This window comes from Mycobacterium sp. OTB74, assembly GCF_029892685.1.
In the GTDB taxonomy this organism is placed as follows: Bacteria; Actinomycetota; Actinomycetes; order Mycobacteriales; family Mycobacteriaceae; genus Mycobacterium.
In genome coordinates, this window is the sequence record NZ_JARXVD010000008.1 from 116,249 (window position 1) to 135,129 (window position 18,881).

Consider the following 18,881-nt stretch of genomic DNA (forward strand, 5'->3'; position numbering starts at 1 on the left):
GTGCGCCGCATGGGACAGGCCCATCTATCCCATTCGCGTGCGCGGAACCCGGCCCGTCGTGTCGGTCCGGCCGGGTTCCGCGCCCACCCCGGAATCGAGCACATCGTGACCAGTTTCCTCGACGGCTTGAAGCACCGTCGCGCCCAGACCTACCGAGCAGCCGAAGATCTGCTGACCCGCGCCGCCGCCGACGGCCGCCGGTCGCTGACCTCCACCGAAGCGACGGAACTCCGCGGCTACCAAGAAAGCCTGCGCGGCCTCGATGAACACATCGCCGATTTAGCCGACGACGAACAACGCGCCCAGCTCCCGGACAGGTACGCCAACCTTGGAGGGCGGGGTGGTCGGAGCGGTGACCGGTCGGGATGGTGGGGCGGTTGCTCGCAAAAAACGGGCGCCATGTTGTCCCCGCTGGGTTTCACTGACGGCGAGTTGAGGCACGCGTTCGACACCATCCACCGCGGCGAGGTCGCGATTCTCGAGCACCGCGACCCCGGATTCGCCGGACCCATCGACGGTCTCATCCCGCCCGACCTCGGTCCGATCATCCCGGTGTTCCCCCGCCACGAGGACCGCCTGTTGAATTACTTGCCGGGCGTCGCGATTGATGTTCCGGCCATCCAGTACATCGAAGTCGTCAGCACGACCGGCACCGCCGGCATCGTCGCCGAAGGCGCCGCGAAGCCCGAGCTGCTGATGCCCGCCGACGCGAAAGTCGCCACCGCGAGAAAAATCGCCGCGCACGTCGGAGTCTCCTGGGAGGCCATGAACGACTACGACGCGTTCGTCGCCAGCGTCCAAGGCGAACTCATCCGCTGCATCGTCGACGCCGAGAACCTCCAGTTGTACGGCGGAACCGGCGAAGCCAACAACCAAGTCAACGGCCTGCTGTCCAACGCCAACATCCTCACCCTGGCGTCCGGTTCCGGGTCGGAGAATTACACCGACATCTCCGCGGGTATCGCCGCGCTCCGCAATGGCCCGAGCTTGGCTGTGTGCAACTTGATTCTTTTGCATCCTGAAACGTGGGCTGCCATCAGGGTGCAGAAGGATGGTTACGGCCGGTTCCTGTCCGACCCGAACCCGACGGTCGAGCAAGCGAACACGATTTTCGGTATCCCGATCGTGGTCAGCACGCAGTTCACCGCCGGCGAAGCTGTCCTGTTCGACACGCGGCTGTATGGCAGAGCCATCATCCGTGAAGCTCTGGTCACCCGCATGGGATTCAGCGGCACCGACCTGGTTCAGAACATCGTCCGTTATGTCAGTGAGACCCGTATCACCCAAACCATCGAACGGCCGCAAGCCATCCTCAAACTGACCGGGCTGCCGACCACCGCACCCACCGTCCTCGCCGGCGACACCGAGCCGGCCGAGACGGAGACGACCAGGACCGCCACCAAGAAATGAGCTTCCGGGCCGCGCCGGAAGGATGCGGAGCCGTAGCCGTGGCGGATCTCGCGGCTACGGCTCCGCTCACCACCACCTGTCCGCGCGCGGACACCACCACCACCTGTCCGCGCGCGGACAGCCCACACGACCGGGCCGCGGTTTTCATCGCTGGCCGCGAACCCGGTATCGCGACGCGGCGGCCGCCATCGCATCGGCCGGGCGGCCGCCGCGCATCGCACCGTCACAACCCGATGGACACACTGACCACCCGGTGCAGCGGGTCCAGACCACCCCCAGCGCAGCGGGTCCAAAAATTTCAGATTTCAAAATTTTTCGGGTGTGCTGCTTTTTCGGATGTGCTGACCACCCCTGTCCGCGCGCGGACACTCGCCGCATTGATTCGGCAAAGTCTGGAGGCGCGGCGGCCTGGGCGGTTGTCCGACCGGATAACGCTCCCCGCAACACCGTGGAAGAATAATTTCCTACGAAATGTGTTGCGGCACAACGGATTTCAGATGCGGTTGATGCACAAAACCCTGATTTTGTCAAACGGGACTGTTGGCTAATGCCATTAGCCAATTCACGTCGTTCCCGTGTCAAGCTAGTGGGTATGGGCGACAGGCTGTCTGACGGTGCTGGTCGGGGTGCTTACCTGCGGATGCGAGCCCAGTGGCTGGCGAACTGCGCCGCCCGGAACGAGCCCTGCTACTACTGCAATCGGCCGCTGCATTACGGGCTGAAGCATCCCGATCCGCTGGCGGTGGTGGTTGCGCATGTGTTGCCGGTGAAAACGCACCCGGAGCTTGAGTTCGACCGAACCAACTGGCGGCCTAGCTGCGCGTTGGGAAACCGGATCGGCGGTCCATGCGACGTGGACGACGCGGCTGCGTTGGATACGGGCGTGCCGTCCGAGGCGTGGATGACGGAATAAGTGTGTTGTCGGCTTGGCGATGCTGAGCCGAAACTACACTTAGCGGATGAGTCGTGGTGTGGGCCGCCATCAACGCCAGATCCTTGACGCGGCAACGGAACCGATGACGATAGCCGAATTGTCGGCGGCGACTGGTCGCAGTGAGACGCAGGTACGCAGTGCTGTCGCTGCGCTCAAGCGCCGAAAACTGGTCGCTACGCGCCGTACCCGTATCCGGTGGGACCTCGCGGCCGGGTATCGCCGGACGCTGCATTACGACGACGGCAAGTTCTACCGCGCGGTCCCCGGCTTGGAGGTGGTGGCGGTGGATGCGCTGACCGCGTACGCGAAGGACCTTCGCGACCGGGTGAAGGTGCCGCTGTCGCTGGCGGAGATCAAGGCGACACTCGACTGGTGAACAGCTTGGGCTGCGGCGGGGTGGTCATGGTCCATCGGTGGTTCCCTCGGTGGTGGTGATGCGGTCGGCGATGCCGGTGAGGGCGGTGATGATGCCGGTGATCTGGGCGATGATGTCGTCGCGTTCGGCGTAGGTGGCGAATCCGCCGCACATCTGGGCGTCGGTGGACAGGTGCGTCACGGTCGTGGCGATCGTGCGGAGTTCCTTTTTGACGCGCTGCCGGTAGTCGTAGGAGGTGGGCACCTCGTCGCGGGCGGTGACGTCGGGGGCCGGGTCGGTGGTTTTCTTCCGGCGGACGCGGGTGCGGGTTTTGCCGTCGGCGCCTTCGGTGACGATCACGTCGGGCATGTTCTCGGGCTGGTACGCCTCGACGGCGAGGAGCTGGGAGACGGCGGGTTGGGACACCCCGAACGTGCGGGCGATTTTGCGTTGCGACCAGCCGCGGGCGACGCATTGGTGCATAGCGATCGCTTTGTCGGCGGTGGACAGCTGGCGGCGCACCACGTTGGAACTGTAGGCGTGTTCGAGCATGTTGGTGCGGGTGACGCCGCGCTGCACCCGGACGTCGGCCTTCGTGATGCGTTTGCGGCCGATCGCCAGCAGTGCTTTGCAGCGTTGGTGGCCGTCGTACAAGAACTGATCCTCGGTGAGCAGGATCGGGTTCTGCAGCCCGTGGGCCTTGAGGGACGCGACCAGCGCGTCGAACTCCTCGGGGGGCAGGTCGCGGAACGGCTGTACGGACTGGCTGAGCAGGGTTTCGATGCGGTACGAAGCGGGGCCGTCGGGTGTCGTCACAGTGGTTCCTCTCGTAGATAACCAACTGATAAGTAGCTTATCAGTTGGTTATCAGAATGGCAGGTCAAGTCAGACGTTGGACCTGTCGGGCTGGATGCCGTCGGGGTGGGTGGTCAGCCAGTGGGTGAGGGTGCCGCCACCGGCGAGGAAACGCCGCCACCGCAGGAGTTCCTGCACGCTCTCGACGTACAGGGTCCAGATGCCGACGAGTGCCCAGACGGTGGTGTCGATGACGTAGAGCTGGTGCCGCTCCCAGCCGTCGATCGTCACCTTGATGACGACCAGCGCGGTGTCGCCGGCCAGGTCGGTAACCAGCAACTCCGACGCGACGCGCTGCGGGCGCGCTGCGGAATTAGCTACGGGGGTAGCTAATTCGGGTGTGGCTGTCCGCGCGCGGACAGGCTCAGGCGCGAGGCCGTCGAACACCGGGTAGAGAACCGGCGGCGGGTCGAGGTCGACCGGCGCATAGTCGACCGGCGCCAGGTCGGCGGCTGCGTCGAAGTCGGGGAGGGACATCGAGTCGGTCACGGGTGGTTCCTTGTCCGGGTTTTGCCACCGGCGAGATACCCGCTGCCACACCGCCGTTGTGCTGACCGCGTTTCAGCAGGTCAGACGCGGTTCCGCATAACGTGCAGGCGTGCCCTACCCAGTTGGTAGTCGCCGTAAGCCATTACGAGCGCCCCTCTGCTTGCACATTTGCCTCGGCCGGAGCCTCGGCTTCTGCTTTTGCCAATTCGGCCTTCCATTGCCGGAAGGTCTCTTCGGTGCGTCCGCGCCGCCAATAGCCGGAAATGGACGTCCATTTGGCGTCGACGCCCCGTTCCTTGCGGACGTATGGACGCAGGTTGTGCATGACGGTCTGCGCCTCACCGTGCATGAAGACCTGAACCTGACCCGGCAACCAGTCGGCCTCACGGACCGCGGCGATCACCGGGGCGTTGTCGCCGGCCTGGGAGTCGGGCACCAGATCGGCCCTGTCGCCGCGATGAATCCATCGAATCTGCACACCATCCGGCGCGTTGAGAGCGAGCTCATCATCAGGGCCGGCAACTTCGATGAATGCCTGCCCAATTGCGTTGGGCGGCAACGCTTCCAGCGCGGTGCTCAGCGCCGGAAGGCCGGCCTCGTCGGCCACCAGCAGATGCCAGTCGGCTTGCGGATCGGGGTTGTAGGCGCCATTGGGCCCCATCAGGTAGGCGGTGTCTCCAGGCGCCAGCGATGCGGCCCATGGCCCGGCCGCCCCGGAGTCACCATGCACCACGAAGTCCACGGTGATCTCTCGGCTGGCCGGGTCACAGGAACGCACCGTGTAGGTACGCACCGTGGGCTGCTGGTCGGCTGGCAGCGCCTTGAAGCTGTCCAGGCCCAGGGGTTGGTCCAATGCGTCGACAGTGCCCGCGTCGACCCCGTCGGGCACGATGACGATCTTTACGTACGAATCGGTGAATTCCTTGGGTTCGAACGTGTCGAAACCGGTGCCCCCGAACACCACACGGATCATGTGCGGGGTGAGGCGCTCGCTGCGCACCACCTGGAAAGTATGTATCGGACGACCGGCCACCGCTCGACTATACGAGCGGGGCGGCCGCCGTTGTTGTCGGAGCGGCTCAGCCGCCGTGGCGCTTTCCGCTGCCTACTTCAGCATGCTGCCTGCATCGACGGTCATCGGAAGCCCCGTTATGTAGCGCGACTCGTCAGAAGCCAGGAACAGCACGGCGTTGCTGATGTCTTCGGGCTCGACCCAGCCGATCGGGAGCACGTGCATGAACTGGGCGGCAACCTTGAGGTCCTCTGGTCCCGGGTTGGTGAGGTCGGGCCGGAACAGCTTCATGGTGCCCTCGTTCATGAACATCGGGGTGTTCACGTTGGTCGGGTGTACCGAGTTGACCCGGATGCTGTGCTGGCCCAGTTCGATGGCAAAGGTACGCATCAGGCCGACGACGCCGTGTTTGGCGGCGATGTAGTGGCCGGTGTGCGGGTACGCCTTTAGCCCGCCGACCGAGCTGGTCAGAATGATCGAGCCGCCCTGGCCTTGCGAAATCAGATGCGGCACAGCGGCTTTGACCGTCTTCCAGACACCGGACAGATTGACGCCGATCATGTCGTCCCAGTCTTCTTCACTGGTCTTGTCCAGTGTTTGGCCGCCGTTGCCGATCCCGGCGTTCGCGCAGACGATGTCCAGCCGCCCGAGCTGCTCAACCCCGCTGTCCACCGCAGCCTTGAGGGCGTCGAAATCACGTACGTCGACCTGCTCGGCGATGATGCGACGGCCCAGCCCTTTGACCAGGTCGACGGTCTGGGCCAGGTCATCCGGCGTCGACGGTGCAATCTGACTGTCGGCACTGATCGGCCCGCATACATCGACGGCGATGATGTCGGCACCTTCCTGCGCCAGCCGGATCGCGTGGCTGCGACCCTGCCCGCGCGCCGCTCCGGTTATGAATGCCACCTTGCCTTCGACCCGACCACCCATGTGTCCACCTCTTCCATGATTGCGCCGACAAAATTTGTCGATCGATCAGGAACACTCGCACCGGCAGAGTGCAATGTCAACAGTGCGACAGGATCGGCGATGGCACATATGCACAGCACGCCGGGAGTATCGCGGCCAGTCGGGCACGCGAGAACTACGACGTCGCGGGCGTCAGCGCGGCGAGGCGACGCTCGATGAATGCCCGCAATTCGGCATGTCCGGCAGTCACCCCAACGGCTTCTTCGTTGCCCAGGCTGCGGGCGATCTGCGCGATCACCATGGAGATGACGACCGGCGGAAATTCAACCAGGTCAACACCATTGGCGCGGAACGCCACCGTGACTGCTGCGGCCTCGATGTCTCGCACCCGCTCGGCGAAGGACTTCAGTTCGTTGCGAATCGCCTTGCGGTGGTTGGCCAGGGCCATGAACTCGGTATTGAGCACCGTGGCATGTGAATCACTGTTGATCTGCCAGAGCGCGGCCAGCGGATCCTCATCGGTCAGCGCAGCACGCATGCGCTCGAGCGCGGATTCCGCGCCAACGCGCAGCACCTCGACGAACAGGTCGTCCATGGTCGGAAAGTAGTAATAGACCAGGGCCTGCTTGACGCCGGCTTCCGTGGCGACCCGCCGCGACGTCGCCGCCGCGTAGCCCTCCTCGCGCATGACCTTGGCGGTCGCTTCGATCAACCTCATGCGGGTTCCGGTATCCGGCGCCTTCGGCTTGCGCGACGTTGTCACGAGTGGACTCCCGCCGACTGATTGCTTGACCATCCCGGAGACCACATGGTAGGCATGGCGCATTCTAACAGTTTGGTCAGTCGATCAGTTCAAAGGCGGAATATGGGTAGGCGAGTACGGTTGGACCAGCACATGTGCGAGGGCCACGCCCTTTGCATCGATATCGACCCGGACGTTTTCACCTTGTCGGACAACGACGTCGCCAGTTGTATCGAGGAGCCCGCCGACTCAGCGTGGCCCCGGATCCGCGCGGCGGTCGATGCGTGCCCGCGAGGCGCCATCAGCATCGTCGATGAATAACCCGTCACCCCACCATTCAAGCGAAAAGGACCTCAGTCGATGACCGACCTGGCAACAGTTGACTACTTCTCCGACGAAGCCGTCACCCAGGACCCCTACCAGTACTTCGATTTCCTGCGCGAGCAGGGACCGGTCATCCGTGAACCCCGGTACGGCGTCGTCGCAGTCACCGGTTACCAGGAAGTGATGGCCGCGTTCAAGGACCACGACACCTTCTCGGCGGTCAACGCAATCGGCGGTCCGTTCCCGCCTCTGCCGTTCGAACCGGTCGGCGACGACATCAGCGAACAGATCGAGGCGCACCGGCATCAATTTCCGATCCACGAGCACATGGTGGTGATGGACCCCCCTCACCACGAACGCGCCCGCTCGCTGCTGAGCAAGCTGCTCACCCCGCGCCGGCTGCAGGAGAACGAGGAGTACATGTGGAAGCTGGCCGACAGCCAGCTCGACACCTTCCTGAGCCGTGGCCGCTGTGAGTTCTTGGCCGACTACGCAAAGCCTTTCGCAACCTCGGCTATCATCGATCTGCTGGGTGTGCCCACCGAAGATCGCGCCGACTTCCTGGCCGCGCTGGGTGCCGGTGCGGTCAAGCACGACGGAGATCGGGTGGGCGCGCTCGACGGTGAGCCGGTGGGACGGGACCCGCTGCGGTACCTCGACGATCGGTTCGCCGGTTACCTGAGCGCACGTCGCGACCAACCGCGCGACGACGTGCTCAGCGGCATGGCCACCGCCACCTACCCCGACGGTTCGACGCCGCCCATCTCCGAGGTGGTCAAACCGGCGACCTTCCTGTTCGCCGCTGGGCAGGAAACTGTCACCAAGCTGCTCAGCGCCGCGGTCCAGACCCTGGGCGACCGCCCGGAATACCAGCAGCGCCTGCGCGACGAGCCCAAGCTGATCCCCGCGTTCATCGAAGAAGCACTGCGCATGCACTCCCCCACGAAGGTCGACTTCCGGCTGGTCCGCAAGACCACCACATTCGCCGGCGTGCACCTGCCTGCTGGCACCGTCGTCATGCTCTGCCTGGCCGCCGCCAACCGCGACCCCGCCAAGTTCGAGGATCCGCACACGTTCCGGCCGGACCGCAAGAACGTGCGCGAGCACCTCGCTTTCGGCCGGGGCATCCACACCTGCGCCGGCGCCCCGCTGGCCCGTGTCGAGGGCCAGATCACCGTTCGCCGACTGCTGGAGCGAACCCGCGATCTGGCCATCGATGAAGCTGCCCATGGCCCGGCCGGCCAGCGCCACTACGAATATGTGCCCACTTTCCTGTTGCGCGGACTGAGTGAGCTGCACGTCGAATTCACCCCGCTCGCATGACACAAACGGACACGCGTTTCCCGGCAACTCGAGGCCGGCTCCGTGTGGGTCAACACCTTCAGCCACATTGCCCCACAAGGGCCGTATGGCGGGTACAAGCAGAGTGGGTTCGGCCGCACCGGTGGATTCGAAGGCCTGCAGGAGTTCTTGCAGGTCAAGAACATTCGGATCGCGCTGAAGTGAATCCGTAACCCGCAATCGCGGCCTACTCGATCGGCTCGTCACCGAGAACAGTAGTGCGCAGCATCTCTCGCTGCGACGTCGGGTCATACGGTGCTGCTCGATGCAGCACACCGCGGTTGTCCCAGATGACCGTGTCACCGACCGACCACGCGTGGCTGTACACCTTGTCAGGGCCGGTGGAGTGCTCTAGCAGTTCGGCGAGCAGGGCCCGGCCCTCGTCTAGGTCCATGCCGACCACATAGTCGGCTGAGGCTCCGAGCACCAGCGACTTGCGGCCACTGCGGTGCGTCCACACCAGCGGATGCTCGTGGGTGGGCCGGGATCGCCACTTGGCCAACAGCTCCGGCGAGGGGTCCGGGGTGACGCGGCGCTGCGATGCCTCCAGCGAATGCACCACGCGCAGGGCACCGTAGCGCTGCTTCTCCCCGTCCGAGAGCTGGTCGTAGGCAGCGTAGGAGTTTGCGAATTCGGTTTCCCCGCCGCGCTCGGCAACTTGCACGGCCGACAACACGGTGGCCTTCTGCGGGCATTCTTCGCCCATCGGAGTGCAGCCGTCGATGTGCCAGTCGAACGTCGCTTTGAGATAGGCCGCAGCCGAATTCTTCGACGTGTCAAGGGTGATCGGATAGATTCCGGGCACCGGGTGGTGGCCGTCGGACGAATGGTCGACGGCACCGAGCCGACGGCAGAACTCGACCTGGGCTTGCGGGTCCAGATGAAGGCCGCGAAACACCAGAACACCGTTGTGTTCCAAGGCATCCAGAATGGCCTCGCCCAACGCGTCGTCGGTGGCCAGAGCCGAAGGATCGATGCCCACGACCTCGGCGCCGACCGAATCGGTGAGTTTGTTTATGGTCAGAACGCTCATGACAATCCTCAATGCTTCAGGGCCGGTGCCGATTTGCGGCAACAGCACGGTGCGTTGATCAGGGTTTGGGTTCGCCGACGCGGAGCATCACGGCGTCGGCGGCATCGGTGGGAGCCGGTTGATGCATGATCTCCACCGCCATGGCGACCATGATCAGTGAATAAATCAGGTGCAATAGGTTCAGCGCGTCGTCGGGCAGTTCGTCGAGTGCGAACTTGTCGCAGTATTCGATGGCCTCTTCCAGTCGCGGGAAGAATGCGTTGTAGAACTCGTGCATGGCGGGCATGGTGCTCGCCAGGCGCATGTCCCAACGCTCGGTTTCGCTAGCCAGACACCAGGTGTCGGCGAACGGTTCGAGTTCGGCAAATGCGCTGGGCAGCTTGGTGTCTGGCATCTCAAGCCCCGATCTCTGCACGATAGGCATCAACCCAGTCGACGGCCACCTTGTGCAGGTGCCGAACCAGAATCTCCTGGTCGTTGAGCGGGAACTCGTCGACGATGCCGTACTCCAGTGCAGCCTGGGTGCCGCCCAGCATGCCGGCGTCCTGCAGCGCAAACTCCTTGAGTACCACCGCCGCAACCTCGTGCTCGATGCGCTCCCGCACAGACGTGGCCGGCGAGAAGTACGTATAGGCCTCGAACCGGTGGGTGTTGTGCGAGGTGGGCCAGTACCGGTACAGCAGATACCAGCCGCCATAGATCAGAATCTCCAGGTTGGGGAAGATCTGGAAGTTGCTGATCCCCCACGGTTCGATACCACCTGGGTTGAGTCCGGCCGGCAGCTCGCCGATATCCGGCGTCCGCCACGGCCCCACCAACCCACTGCGGGTGGCCCGCTCGATGGGGTACATGTACTCCGGGGCCAGCAGCCAGCGCCGCCTGCCCGCGGTGGACACCAGTCGATGTGGCCCGTCCAGCTGGAAATGCCCACAGGTGAAGCCCGCGTTGGGATCTCGAACCGCCGGTGGCACCTGCTGGGTGTGCAGGGACGGTACGTGGTAATACTCCTGGAACGCGTCGGCGAAGATCTTCCAGTTGCTGTTGTTGTGGGCAACCCACTCGTAGCGTTCGGTCATCTTCTCGAACGGGTAGCCGTCCAAGCCGGTGACCATCGGGCCAAGGAACTCACGCAGGCTCTGTCTCGGCTCGGCGTCAAAGTTGATGAAGACGAAGCCGTTCCAGACATCGCAGTGCACCGGGACCAGCCCGTAATTGTCGGGGTCGAAGTCGAAGAACTCCGATTCCTGCTGCACGAAGGTCAGTGCGCCTTCGAGATCGTAGCGCCAGCCGTGGTACTTACAGGTGAACTGACGGCAGGTACCTTTGGTCTCCTCGCCGGGAAAGTCGTTCCACACCAGCTTATTTCCGCGATGGCGGCAGACGTTCTGGAAAGCCCGGATCTGCTGGTCTTTGCCTCTCACCAGGATCACCGAGGTGCGAGCCACCTCGATCTCCTTGGTCAGGTAGCTTCCGACCTTCGGCAGTTCCTCGACCCGTGCGATGTTGAGCCAGGCCCGTTTGAAGATCGCCTCGCGTTCGAGTTCATAGAACTCCTTGCAGGTGGAATCTTTGAACGAGACCGGACCAGTACCGAGTTCCGGATAGTGCTCAGTCCAAGAGCCTTCAGCCGGCCTGCCCGTGCGCATCACATCACCGCCCCTCCGTTGACACCGAGCACCTGCCCGGTGATGAACCTTGCTTCGTCCGAACACAAAAAGCCCACCGCAGCAGCTATATCGTCGCCGGTGCCCAGATAGCCCACCGGGATGTTGGCGGCAATCTGTTCATTGGACGGCAGATAACCGGCCGCCTGCGACTGGTGCTGCATCGGGGTCTCGATACCCGATGGCGGGATGTTATTGACCGTGATACCTGCTGTGGCATATTCGCGTGCAAGCGATTTGGTGAGCGTGATGACCGCTCCCTTGGAAGCCGCATAGTGCGCGGCGAACGGCGAGCCACGTTGGGCGCTGGAGGACGAGATCATGACGATCCTGCCCCACTGAGCGTCGAGCATGTCCGGCAGCGCCACCTGGCAGCAGTGGAACGTGCCGGTCAGGTTGACGTCGATGATGCGCGTCCAGTCCTGCGGTGTGATCTCAGTGAAGGCCGAATAGCCGAACATTCCGGCGCTGGTGACCAGCACCGTCACCGGACCGAATTCGGCGCGAACCTTGGCGAATGCCTGTTCCACCGATGCCCGGTCGCTGACATCGGCTGCGACAGCCAGCGCGGTGACGTTTTCATTCTTGAGGTCATTGCAGACGCGTTGTGCGGCTTGCTCATTGACGTCGAACACCGCAACCTTCATACCGCGCCGGCCCAATTCGTGACAGATCGCCTCACCCATGCCGGAGGCCCCACCGGTCACCACTGCGACTCGTGTCATCGGATCTCCCTCATTCGTAGCTCACCGCGATGGTGCGACTGGTCGGCAGCGCCTGACAGGTCACCACCCACCCTTCATCGACTTCGTCCTGATCGAGCGCCTCGTTGTTGAGCATGCGAGCGTGACCCACCGTCACTCGCGCCATACATGTTCCGCAGGAACCGGTTTCGCACGACGACGGCGCTTGCAGACCGGCCAGGCGTGCCGTCTGCAACAGGGTGTTCCCGGCACGGTAGGACACCGTGACGCGCTGGTTATCCAGGCTTATGGTCACCTCTTCGGTGACAACAGTTGACGGTTCGGACATCTCCCGCAGATTATCAACTACTTGGGACTAGTATCAAGTACTAGAGATATGCGGTGGGGCTCGCCGGCTCCGTGCCTGTCGATTGACTTTGAATCCATGCTGCTTCTCACTCGGACTTTTACGACGTGGACGCAAAGTCAATGCCCACAAGACATTTACTAGTGCCACAAGAGAGCCGACACACCGAATGCGCTCCCGGACCGATCCGACCTCAGCCCTCGACGTGGTCGGAGAACAACTCGTGACCGGTGCCCTTCTCGACCACCTTGGTCAGCAGGTCCCGCAGCGTCTTCTGCTCCTCGGCGCTGAGCACCCCAAACACCACCTGGTGGGCGGCGACCGCGTCGGTCACCACCGCGGCCGCCACCTCGCGGCCTGAATCTGTGAGGAACGCCTGCAAGATGCGTGCGTGCTGAGGGTCCTTCTTGCGTTCCAACAATCCCCGCTTCTCCAGTGCGGTCAGCGCGAGTTGAACGCCCTGCGGACTGATCAGCAACCGCCGGGCCAACTCGGCCCCCGACAAGCCCGGCTCGTTGGCCAACTGGCGGAGCACACCGATCTGCGCGGTGCTGACGCCGTGGTCGCTGATGGCCTCGTTCACTGAGGTCAGCGAGAAGTAGAAGGCCTGCTTGAGCAACCACAGCAGGTTGTCGGTCAACTCCACGGGTCCCCCAATCTCAGTTCGCAGCAACCTTGTATATCTGGCCATTCTTCATCACGAACGACACCTCCAGCGTGGCAGCGATGTTGGTCGACGGGTCGCCCGGCACCGCGATGATGTCCGCCAGATACCCGGGCGCCAGCCGGCCCAGTTCGTGCTCGGCCTCGATCAGCTCAGCGGCGACGACGGTGGCGGCCCGGATTGCCTGCATGGGCGTCATGCCGCGCTCGACCAGCGCACACAGTTCCTTGGCGTTCTGTCCGTGCGGGATCGCCGGGGCGTCGGTACCGCAGGCGATCCGCACTCCCGCGGCAATCGCCTTGGGCAGCATGGCCTTTGCCTTCGGAAAGACGTCCTCGGCCTTCTTGCGCAGCTCCGGTGCGATCCGGTCGATGGCCATGGCATCGGTCAGGTACGTCGTGGACACCAGGAAAGTGCCGTGGTCCACCATCATCTGGATGGTCTCGTCGGACGCCAGGAATCCGTGCTCGATGCAGTCGATGCCGGCCCGGATGCAGGCCTGGATGGCCCGGTCTCCGACCGCATGCGCAGCCACCCGCACCCCCGCCCGGTGCGCCTCGTCGGCGATGGCCTCGAACTCGGCGTCGGAAAACTGTTGGGCCCCAGGGGAAGTGCTGTGCGACATCACACCACCGGAAGCGGACACCTTGATCAACTTGGCGCCGTGCCGAATCTGGTAGCGGACACAGGCCATCACGTCCGGCACACCGTTGGCGATGCCCTCGGCGATCGACAGCGGCATGATGCCCGGCGCCAGCCGCTGGAACACCGTCGGGTCCAGGTGCCCGCCGTACGGAGTGACGGCGTGCCCGGCCGGGTAGATCCGCGGGCCCACATGCCAGCCCTGGTCGATGGCCCGCTGCAGCGCCACGTCCAGCAGGTAGCCGCCGGTCTTGACCATCAGACCCAGATTGCGGACGGTGGTGAAGCCGGCCTCCAGCGTGGTGCGGGCGTTCACCGCGCCCCGCAGCGTGCGGTAGGCCGGGTCGTCCTGGACACCGTGCATGGGCGTGGGCAACCCATCGGGGTTCCCCGGGCCTCCGATGAGCAGGTTCAGCTCCATGTCCATCAGGCCGGGCAGCAGCGTCACGTCGCCGAGCTCGACCACTGAGGCCGAATCCGGCAGTGGGCCTTCAGGATTGATCGCGGTGATTCGATCGCCGTCGACCACGATCACGCCAGGGCTGTGCACCTGGCCGGTGTCGACGTCGGCCCACCGCGCAGCCTTCAGAACTACGGTCACGGGACCGGCTCGGCGACACAGTCCAGCGACGTGGCACCCGAATCGGGCACCCTGGGCTGCTTCCAGCACTCCACGGGGAACGACACGGTGATCATCGAATACAGCAGGTGCATGAGGTTGAGGACGTCCTCGGGCATGTCGTCGAGCGGGAATTTGTCGCAGTAGGCGATGGCCTCTTCGGCGCGGGGCGTGATGGCGTCGTAGAAGGCTTGCATGTCGACCATCGAGCTACCCAACCGCTTGGCATAACGGTCGGCCTCCACACCCAGACACCAATCCGAGAACCGCTCCAGGTCGGCGAATTCTGTTGGCAACACGTCAGACCTCCGCCTTCTGCTGATAGTCGGCGATCCACGCTGCGGTTTCCTTGTGCAGGTGCCGGATCAGCACCTCCTGGTCGCACAGCACGAACTCGTCGAGCACCCGGGATTCGACCATCGACTGGGTGGCCTCCAACGTGTTGGCGTCCTGCAGCCCGTATTCCTTGAACGACTGCGCCGCCAACTCCTGGGCGATGCGCTCCCTCGGAGTGCGCGGCTCCGGGAAGTAGAGCGTGCCCTCGAAGATGTGGGTGTTGTGCGAGGTCGGCCAGTAGTGATAGGTCAGGTACCAGCCCTGGCCCCAGATCAGGATGGTGAAGTTGGGGAACATCTGGAACGAATCCAGGCCCCACGGTTCACATTTCGCGGGGTTGAGCCCTTCGGGCATCGGTCCCAGATCGGGCTTGTCCCACGGTCCGAACAACCCGCTCTGGCAGATGTCCTCGATGGGCTTGCGCATCTCGTCGGCCATCTCCCAGGCCCGTACCCCGGAGGTGCTGACCAGGCGGTGCGGACCGTCCAACCGATAGTGCGGTGCCTCGAATCCGGCCTGGGCGGCGGCCTTCGAATAGGCCGTCGGCGACTGGTTCGCATGCAGTACGGGTGCGTGGTAGAACTCCTGGAAAGCGTCCATGTAGAGCTTCCAGTTGGCGTTCACCTCCGAGCGGTACACCCACCGCGAAGTCATCTTGTCGAACGGGTAACCCTCCAGGCCGGTGACCATGGGGCCGAGGAATTCGCGCAGCGACTGTTCCGGCTGTTTGGCGAGGTTCACGAAGATGAACCCCTCCCACACATCACAATTGACCTCGACCAGGCCGTAGCGACTCTTGTCCAGGTCGAAGAATTCGTCCTCCTGCTGCACAAAGGTCAGGTTGCCGTCCAGGTCGTAGCGCCAGGCGTGGTACTTGCAGGTGAACTGGCGGCACACCCCCTTGGTTTCCTCCAGCGGCATGTCGTTCCACACCAGCTTGTTGCCGCGGTGCCGGCAGATGTTGTGGAAGGCCTTTACCTCCCCGGAGGTGTTGCGCACCACGATGATCGAGGTGCCCGCAACCTTGAGCTCCTTGGTGAAGTAGCTGCCCTTTCGCGGAAGCTGCTCGGTCCGTCCGACATTGAGCCAGGCCCGTTTGAAGATCGCCTGGCGTTCAAGCTCGTAGATCTCCGGGCTGATGGAGTCTTCATAGGAAACCGGGGCGGTGCCCAGTTCAGGGTAATGCTCGGTCCAACTGCCTTCCGGCGGTTTGGGGAATCGCGCCATGGGCCGACCGTAACCACTCTGGCGCGCGATGACAAGTAGTTGATACTGTCGTGGTGTGGGTTTTAGCGTAGACAGCAGGTGGGCGCCCGACGGCAAGCGTGACGTCATCAAAGTTGTGGCGCCCCACAGTGAATCGGTGCTTGCCGAGGTTGCGGCCGCCACGCCCGCGGACGTCGACGACGCGGTCGGCGCGGCCCGGCGCGCGTTCGACGAAGGCCCCTGGGCCCGGCTGGATCCGGCCGAACGGATTGCCACGGTCCGGCGGCTGGCAGAGATTTACGGCAGCCGGGGCAAGGAGATGGCCGAACTCATCTCCCAGGAGATCGGGGCGCCGATCAGTTTCGCCCAGCGCGCCCAGGTGGGCCTGCCGACCATGATGATGCCGGCGTTCTGCGACGTCGCCGAGCAGTACACCTGGCAGCAGGACCGCACGGGGTTCTTCGGTGCACCGGTGTGCGTTCGCAAGGAACCGGTCGGTGTAGTCGGAGCCATCGTGCCGTGGAACATGCCGCAGTTCCTCATCGTCACCAAGCTGGTGCCCGCACTGTTGGCCGGTTGCACGGTAGTGCTCAAGCCTGCGCCGGAGTCGACGCTGGACGCCCTGCTGCTCGACGAGATCCTGGCCGAACTCGATCTGCCGGCGGGCGTGGTGACGGTGCTTCCCGGCAATGTCGCCACCGGCGCCGCCTTGGCCGGCCATGCAGGTCTGGACAAGGTGTCATTCACCGGCTCGACTGCGGCCGGACGGGCCGTAGCGGCGGCGTGTGCGCCGAACCTGACCAAGGTCAGCCTGGAACTCGGCGGCAAGTCAGCGGGCATCGTGCTCGACGACGCTGACCCGCAGACCGTAGCGGCGGCCGTCCGTTCGGCCAGCCTGTCCAACAGCGGCCAGATCTGCAACGCGCTCACCCGCATCCTGGTGCCGGCCTCGCGCGCCGCGGATTTCGTCGACGCCCTGGCCGACCAGATGAACTCACTGGTGGTCGGCGACCCCTCCGACAAGGCCACACAGCTGGGGCCGCTCGTGTCGCAGCGCCAACAGCAGCGCGTCCGTGACTACATCGCCGCAGGCCAGGACGCCGGCGCACGGCTTGTGGTCGGCGGCACGGCTATGCCCGACGGCGTCGACACCGGCTGGTACGTCCGACCGACGCTGTTCGCCGATGCCACCAACGACATGAGCATTGCCCGCGAGGAGATCTTCGGTCCCGTGCTGACGGTCATCCCCTACCGCGATATCGATGACGCAGTGGCCATCGCCAACGACTCCGACTACGGCCTGGCCGGGTCGGTCTTCACCGCCGACACCGACCGCGGCGTCGCGGTCGCCGAACGGGTCCGCACCGGAACTTTCGGAGTGAATCAGGGTTACACGATGGACCCGTTCGCGCCGTTCGGTGGGGTCAAGGGCAGCGGCTACGGCCGTGAACTGGGGCCAGAAGGCCTCGAAAGTTATCTAGACACCAAGTCCATCGCCGTCGCAAAGTAGAGGTCATGACGATCACCACCAGTCCGCGGATACCGGCCGCCGAACGAATCGCAGTGCGCTGCGTCGACTCCGACGTGCACCCGGTGCCCAAACGCGGCGAACTCGTCGACTACATCCCCGAGCCGTGGCGCTCGAAATATTTCCTGTCGCACGAATACGGCGACCTGATCTACTATGATGCTCCGGACTACGCGCACTCTTACGCCATGCGGGTCGACGCCTTTCCACCCGACGGCGAATTTGCCTGCAGTGATCCGGATTTCGCGTTCAAACAGTTGATCATGGACGCTGGGGCGGATATCGCAATCCTGGAGCCGGGCGCATATCCCGCCCGGCTAGCCGGCGCTGATCACGCGATGAGCCAGGCTCTGAACACCTGGCAGGCCAATCACTGGCTGGACAGCCACAACAACTGGCATGAGCGCTGGCGCGGTTCCATCTGCGCATCCATCGAGGCGCCGGACCTGGCCGCCGCCGAGATCGAGAAGTGGGCCGGGCACCCGTACATGGCACAGATTCTCATCAAGGCCGAACGCCGGCCGTCGTGGGGCGACCCGATGTACGACCCGGTCTGGGCAGCAGCCACCAAACACGACATCACGGTGGCCTGCCACCTGTCGCGCAGCCATTTCGAAGAGCTGCCCATCCCGCCGGTCGGATTCCCCAGCTACAACCACGATTTCATGGTCACCTACTCACTGCTGGCGGCCAACCAGGTCATGAGCCTGATCTTCGACGGCGTCTTCGACCGCTTCCCCACCCTGCGCATCGTGTTCGTCGAACACGCCTTCACCTGGATCCTGCCCCTGATGTGGCGCATGGACGCCATCTACGAAAAACGCAAGAACTGGGTCGACATCAAACGCAAACCCTCCGAATACGTCAAAGACCACATCAAATTCACCACCCAGCCACTGGACTACCCCGAAGACAAAACCGAGCTGACCAGAGCGCTGGAATGGATGGAATGCGACAAGATCCTGCTCTACTCCAGCGACTACCCGCACTGGACCTTCGACGACCCCCGCTGGCTGGTCAAACACCTGCCCGAACACGCCCGCGAAAACGTGATGTTCCGCAACGGCATCAAGACCTACAAGCTGCCCGACACCGTGCCGGCGCTCGAAGGACAGGTCAGGGTTTTCTGATCGGCAGTCCGTTGAGGATGATCCGGGTCAGCAGTTCTGCGCGAGCCGGGTCATAGTCGGACCCCTGGTTGAGGATCGGATAGACCACGCCGCCGACGATTGCGTCGGCGCCGGCGTGTGCCACGGCGGCATCGAGGCCGCCGTCGGTCTGCAGTCGTTCGCGGATCGCGGTGTGGATGGGCTCGCCGAAGGTCGCATGTAATCGCTCGGCGGTGTCGGCGTCCTCCATCGCGCTGGCGGTCAGGATCCGCAGAGAAGTCGAAAAGTCGCCGACAGTAAGCGATTTCGCCAAGGCGCGAGCCCATCCGGTCAGGTCTGCCACCAGATCACCGGTGTCGGCGACGCTCAGTGCCATGGACCCGAAGTCCTCCAACAGGACATCAGCCACCAGCACTGGCCGACTGGGCCACCACCGGTAGATGGTCTGCTTGCCGACACCGGCTTTCGCTGCCACAGCCTCGATGGTCAGCTTGTCGAAGCCACGTTCCAGCGCCAGTTCACGGGTGGCCGCGAAGATGGCCGCCCGCGATTTCTCGCTGCGCCGGCGTGGCTTCTCCTCGGTGACCATGCAATTCCTTAGCACGTTTAAATTCAGTCTTTACACGGCCCGCGACCGCACCCTAGTCTGACACGAG

Annotated in this window: 21 protein-coding genes and 2 pseudogenes; 8 read left to right on the forward strand and 15 right to left on the reverse strand. The window is 64.1% G+C overall.

What is annotated here, in order from left to right:
- Nucleotides 1-9: 9 nt before the first annotated feature.
- From M2432_RS13195 to M2432_RS13205, 3 genes are all read left to right on the forward strand, one after another.
- Nucleotides 10-1,410 (forward strand): phage major capsid protein, encoded by a 1,401-nt coding sequence (locus tag M2432_RS13195; RefSeq protein WP_280827260.1) that lies wholly within the window; start codon nt 10-12, stop codon nt 1,408-1,410.
- 592 nt (nt 1,411-2,002) lie between these two features.
- A complete protein-coding gene (locus M2432_RS13200; protein ID WP_280827261.1) occupies nt 2,003-2,323 on the forward strand; it encodes an HNH endonuclease in 321 nt (106 codons plus the stop codon).
- Nucleotides 2,324-2,369: 46 nt separating this feature from the next.
- The gene (locus M2432_RS13205; protein ID WP_280827262.1) at nt 2,370-2,720 is read left to right on the forward strand and encodes a hypothetical protein; all 351 of its coding nucleotides are present in this window, start codon (nt 2,370-2,372) and stop codon (nt 2,718-2,720) included.
- A gap of 24 nt (nt 2,721-2,744) precedes the next feature.
- Here the strand turns inward: M2432_RS13205 and M2432_RS13210 are convergent, their stop codons facing one another.
- The 5 genes from M2432_RS13210 to M2432_RS13230 form a co-directional block, all read right to left on the reverse strand.
- Complete coding sequence (locus M2432_RS13210) at nt 2,745-3,515, reverse strand: ParB/RepB/Spo0J family partition protein (RefSeq protein ID WP_280827263.1); 771 nt, start codon at nt 3,513-3,515, stop codon at nt 2,745-2,747.
- Between the two features lie 69 nt (nt 3,516-3,584).
- Nucleotides 3,585-4,043, reverse strand: a complete 459-nt coding sequence (locus tag M2432_RS13215; RefSeq protein WP_280827264.1) for a hypothetical protein — start codon at nt 4,041-4,043, stop codon at nt 3,585-3,587.
- Between the two features lie 142 nt (nt 4,044-4,185).
- Nucleotides 4,186-5,076: a siderophore-interacting protein gene (locus tag M2432_RS13220; RefSeq protein WP_280827265.1), complete on the reverse strand. Its 891-nt coding sequence runs from the start codon at nt 5,074-5,076 to the stop codon at nt 4,186-4,188.
- 72 nt (nt 5,077-5,148) lie between these two features.
- Nucleotides 5,149-5,988 carry a mycofactocin-coupled SDR family oxidoreductase gene (locus M2432_RS13225; RefSeq protein WP_280827266.1) on the reverse strand — a complete coding sequence of 280 codons (840 nt, stop codon included), beginning with the start codon at nt 5,986-5,988 and terminating at the stop codon, nt 5,149-5,151.
- Nucleotides 5,989-6,142: 154 nt separating this feature from the next.
- Nucleotides 6,143-6,685: a helix-turn-helix domain-containing protein gene (locus M2432_RS13230; protein WP_280827352.1), complete on the reverse strand. Its 543-nt coding sequence runs from the start codon at nt 6,683-6,685 to the stop codon at nt 6,143-6,145.
- Between the two features lie 147 nt (nt 6,686-6,832).
- Between M2432_RS13230 and M2432_RS13235 the strand changes: the two genes are divergently transcribed.
- From M2432_RS13235 to M2432_RS13245, 3 genes and pseudogenes are all read left to right on the forward strand, one after another.
- Nucleotides 6,833-7,030 carry a ferredoxin gene (locus M2432_RS13235; protein ID WP_280827267.1) on the forward strand — a complete coding sequence of 66 codons (198 nt, stop codon included), beginning with the start codon at nt 6,833-6,835 and terminating at the stop codon, nt 7,028-7,030.
- Between the two features lie 39 nt (nt 7,031-7,069).
- Nucleotides 7,070-8,356, forward strand: a complete 1,287-nt coding sequence (locus tag M2432_RS13240) for a cytochrome P450 (RefSeq protein ID WP_280827268.1) — start codon at nt 7,070-7,072, stop codon at nt 8,354-8,356.
- 12 nt (nt 8,357-8,368) lie between these two features.
- Nucleotides 8,369-8,539 (forward strand): annotated as a pseudogene (locus M2432_RS13245) (aldehyde dehydrogenase family protein); the annotation flags it as partial.
- A gap of 22 nt (nt 8,540-8,561) precedes the next feature.
- Here M2432_RS13245 and M2432_RS13250 read toward each other — a convergent pair.
- The 9 genes and pseudogenes from M2432_RS13250 to M2432_RS13290 form a co-directional block, all read right to left on the reverse strand.
- Nucleotides 8,562-9,407, reverse strand: a complete 846-nt coding sequence (locus M2432_RS13250; protein ID WP_280827269.1) for a TauD/TfdA family dioxygenase — start codon at nt 9,405-9,407, stop codon at nt 8,562-8,564.
- Between the two features lie 58 nt (nt 9,408-9,465).
- Nucleotides 9,466-9,801: a hypothetical protein gene (locus tag M2432_RS13255; RefSeq protein WP_280827270.1), complete on the reverse strand. Its 336-nt coding sequence runs from the start codon at nt 9,799-9,801 to the stop codon at nt 9,466-9,468.
- A 1-nt stretch (nt 9,802) separates the two neighbouring features.
- Nucleotides 9,803-11,056, reverse strand: a complete 1,254-nt coding sequence (locus M2432_RS13260; protein ID WP_280827271.1) for an aromatic ring-hydroxylating dioxygenase subunit alpha — start codon at nt 11,054-11,056, stop codon at nt 9,803-9,805.
- Complete coding sequence (locus tag M2432_RS13265) at nt 11,053-11,796, reverse strand: SDR family NAD(P)-dependent oxidoreductase (RefSeq protein ID WP_280827272.1); 744 nt, start codon at nt 11,794-11,796, stop codon at nt 11,053-11,055. The genes M2432_RS13260 and M2432_RS13265 overlap by 4 nt, the downstream gene beginning before the upstream one ends.
- Before the next feature lie 10 nt (nt 11,797-11,806).
- Nucleotides 11,807-12,082: pseudogene (locus tag M2432_RS13270) on the reverse strand (2Fe-2S iron-sulfur cluster-binding protein); the annotation flags it as partial.
- A gap of 232 nt (nt 12,083-12,314) precedes the next feature.
- On the reverse strand, nt 12,315-12,767 hold the full coding sequence (locus M2432_RS13275) for a MarR family transcriptional regulator (RefSeq protein ID WP_280827273.1): 453 nt from the start codon (nt 12,765-12,767) through the stop codon (nt 12,315-12,317).
- A 13-nt stretch (nt 12,768-12,780) separates the two neighbouring features.
- Nucleotides 12,781-14,028 (reverse strand): amidohydrolase family protein, encoded by a 1,248-nt coding sequence (locus tag M2432_RS13280; protein ID WP_280827274.1) that lies wholly within the window; start codon nt 14,026-14,028, stop codon nt 12,781-12,783.
- Nucleotides 14,025-14,345 (reverse strand): hypothetical protein, encoded by a 321-nt coding sequence (locus tag M2432_RS13285; protein ID WP_280827275.1) that lies wholly within the window; start codon nt 14,343-14,345, stop codon nt 14,025-14,027. Before M2432_RS13285 ends, M2432_RS13280 begins: the two co-directional genes overlap by 4 nt.
- 1 nt (nt 14,346) lies before the next feature.
- The gene (locus M2432_RS13290) at nt 14,347-15,609 is read right to left on the reverse strand and encodes an aromatic ring-hydroxylating dioxygenase subunit alpha (protein WP_280827276.1); all 1,263 of its coding nucleotides are present in this window, start codon (nt 15,607-15,609) and stop codon (nt 14,347-14,349) included.
- Between the two features lie 55 nt (nt 15,610-15,664).
- Between M2432_RS13290 and M2432_RS13295 the strand changes: the two genes are divergently transcribed.
- A complete protein-coding gene (locus M2432_RS13295; RefSeq protein ID WP_280827277.1) occupies nt 15,665-17,098 on the forward strand; it encodes an aldehyde dehydrogenase in 1,434 nt (477 codons plus the stop codon).
- A gap of 5 nt (nt 17,099-17,103) precedes the next feature.
- Nucleotides 17,104-18,246, forward strand: a complete 1,143-nt coding sequence (locus tag M2432_RS13300) for an amidohydrolase family protein (protein ID WP_280827278.1) — start codon at nt 17,104-17,106, stop codon at nt 18,244-18,246.
- Here the strand turns inward: M2432_RS13300 and M2432_RS13305 are convergent.
- On the reverse strand, nt 18,233-18,814 hold the full coding sequence (locus tag M2432_RS13305; protein ID WP_280827279.1) for a TetR/AcrR family transcriptional regulator: 582 nt from the start codon (nt 18,812-18,814) through the stop codon (nt 18,233-18,235). The two genes, M2432_RS13300 and M2432_RS13305, sit on opposite strands and share 14 nt — an antisense overlap.
- Nucleotides 18,815-18,881: the final 67 nt, after the last annotated feature.

Bases quoted from the DNA above. Each gene is read 5' to 3' on its own strand.
- M2432_RS13200 (WP_280827261.1), top strand. From the start codon at position 2,003: ATGGGCGACAGGCTGTCTGACGGTGCTGGTCGGGGTGCTTACCTGCGG.
- M2432_RS13290 (WP_280827276.1), bottom strand. From the start codon at position 15,609: ATGGCGCGATTCCCCAAACCGCCGGAAGGCAGTTGGACCGAGCATTAC.
- M2432_RS13265 (WP_280827272.1), bottom strand. From the start codon at position 11,796: ATGACACGAGTCGCAGTGGTGACCGGTGGGGCCTCCGGCATGGGTGAG.
- M2432_RS13235 (WP_280827267.1), top strand. From the start codon at position 6,833: ATGGGTAGGCGAGTACGGTTGGACCAGCACATGTGCGAGGGCCACGCC.
- M2432_RS13195 (WP_280827260.1), top strand. From the start codon at position 10: ATGGGACAGGCCCATCTATCCCATTCGCGTGCGCGGAACCCGGCCCGT.
- M2432_RS13300 (WP_280827278.1), top strand. From the start codon at position 17,104: ATGACGATCACCACCAGTCCGCGGATACCGGCCGCCGAACGAATCGCA.
- M2432_RS13240 (WP_280827268.1), top strand. From the start codon at position 7,070: ATGACCGACCTGGCAACAGTTGACTACTTCTCCGACGAAGCCGTCACC.
- M2432_RS13205 (WP_280827262.1), top strand. From the start codon at position 2,370: ATGAGTCGTGGTGTGGGCCGCCATCAACGCCAGATCCTTGACGCGGCA.
- M2432_RS13225 (WP_280827266.1), bottom strand. From the start codon at position 5,988: ATGGGTGGTCGGGTCGAAGGCAAGGTGGCATTCATAACCGGAGCGGCG.
- M2432_RS13250 (WP_280827269.1), bottom strand. From the start codon at position 9,407: ATGAGCGTTCTGACCATAAACAAACTCACCGATTCGGTCGGCGCCGAG.
- M2432_RS13305 (WP_280827279.1), bottom strand. From the start codon at position 18,814: ATGGTCACCGAGGAGAAGCCACGCCGGCGCAGCGAGAAATCGCGGGCG.
- M2432_RS13255 (WP_280827270.1), bottom strand. From the start codon at position 9,801: ATGCCAGACACCAAGCTGCCCAGCGCATTTGCCGAACTCGAACCGTTC.
- M2432_RS13230 (WP_280827352.1), bottom strand. From the start codon at position 6,685: ATGAGGTTGATCGAAGCGACCGCCAAGGTCATGCGCGAGGAGGGCTAC.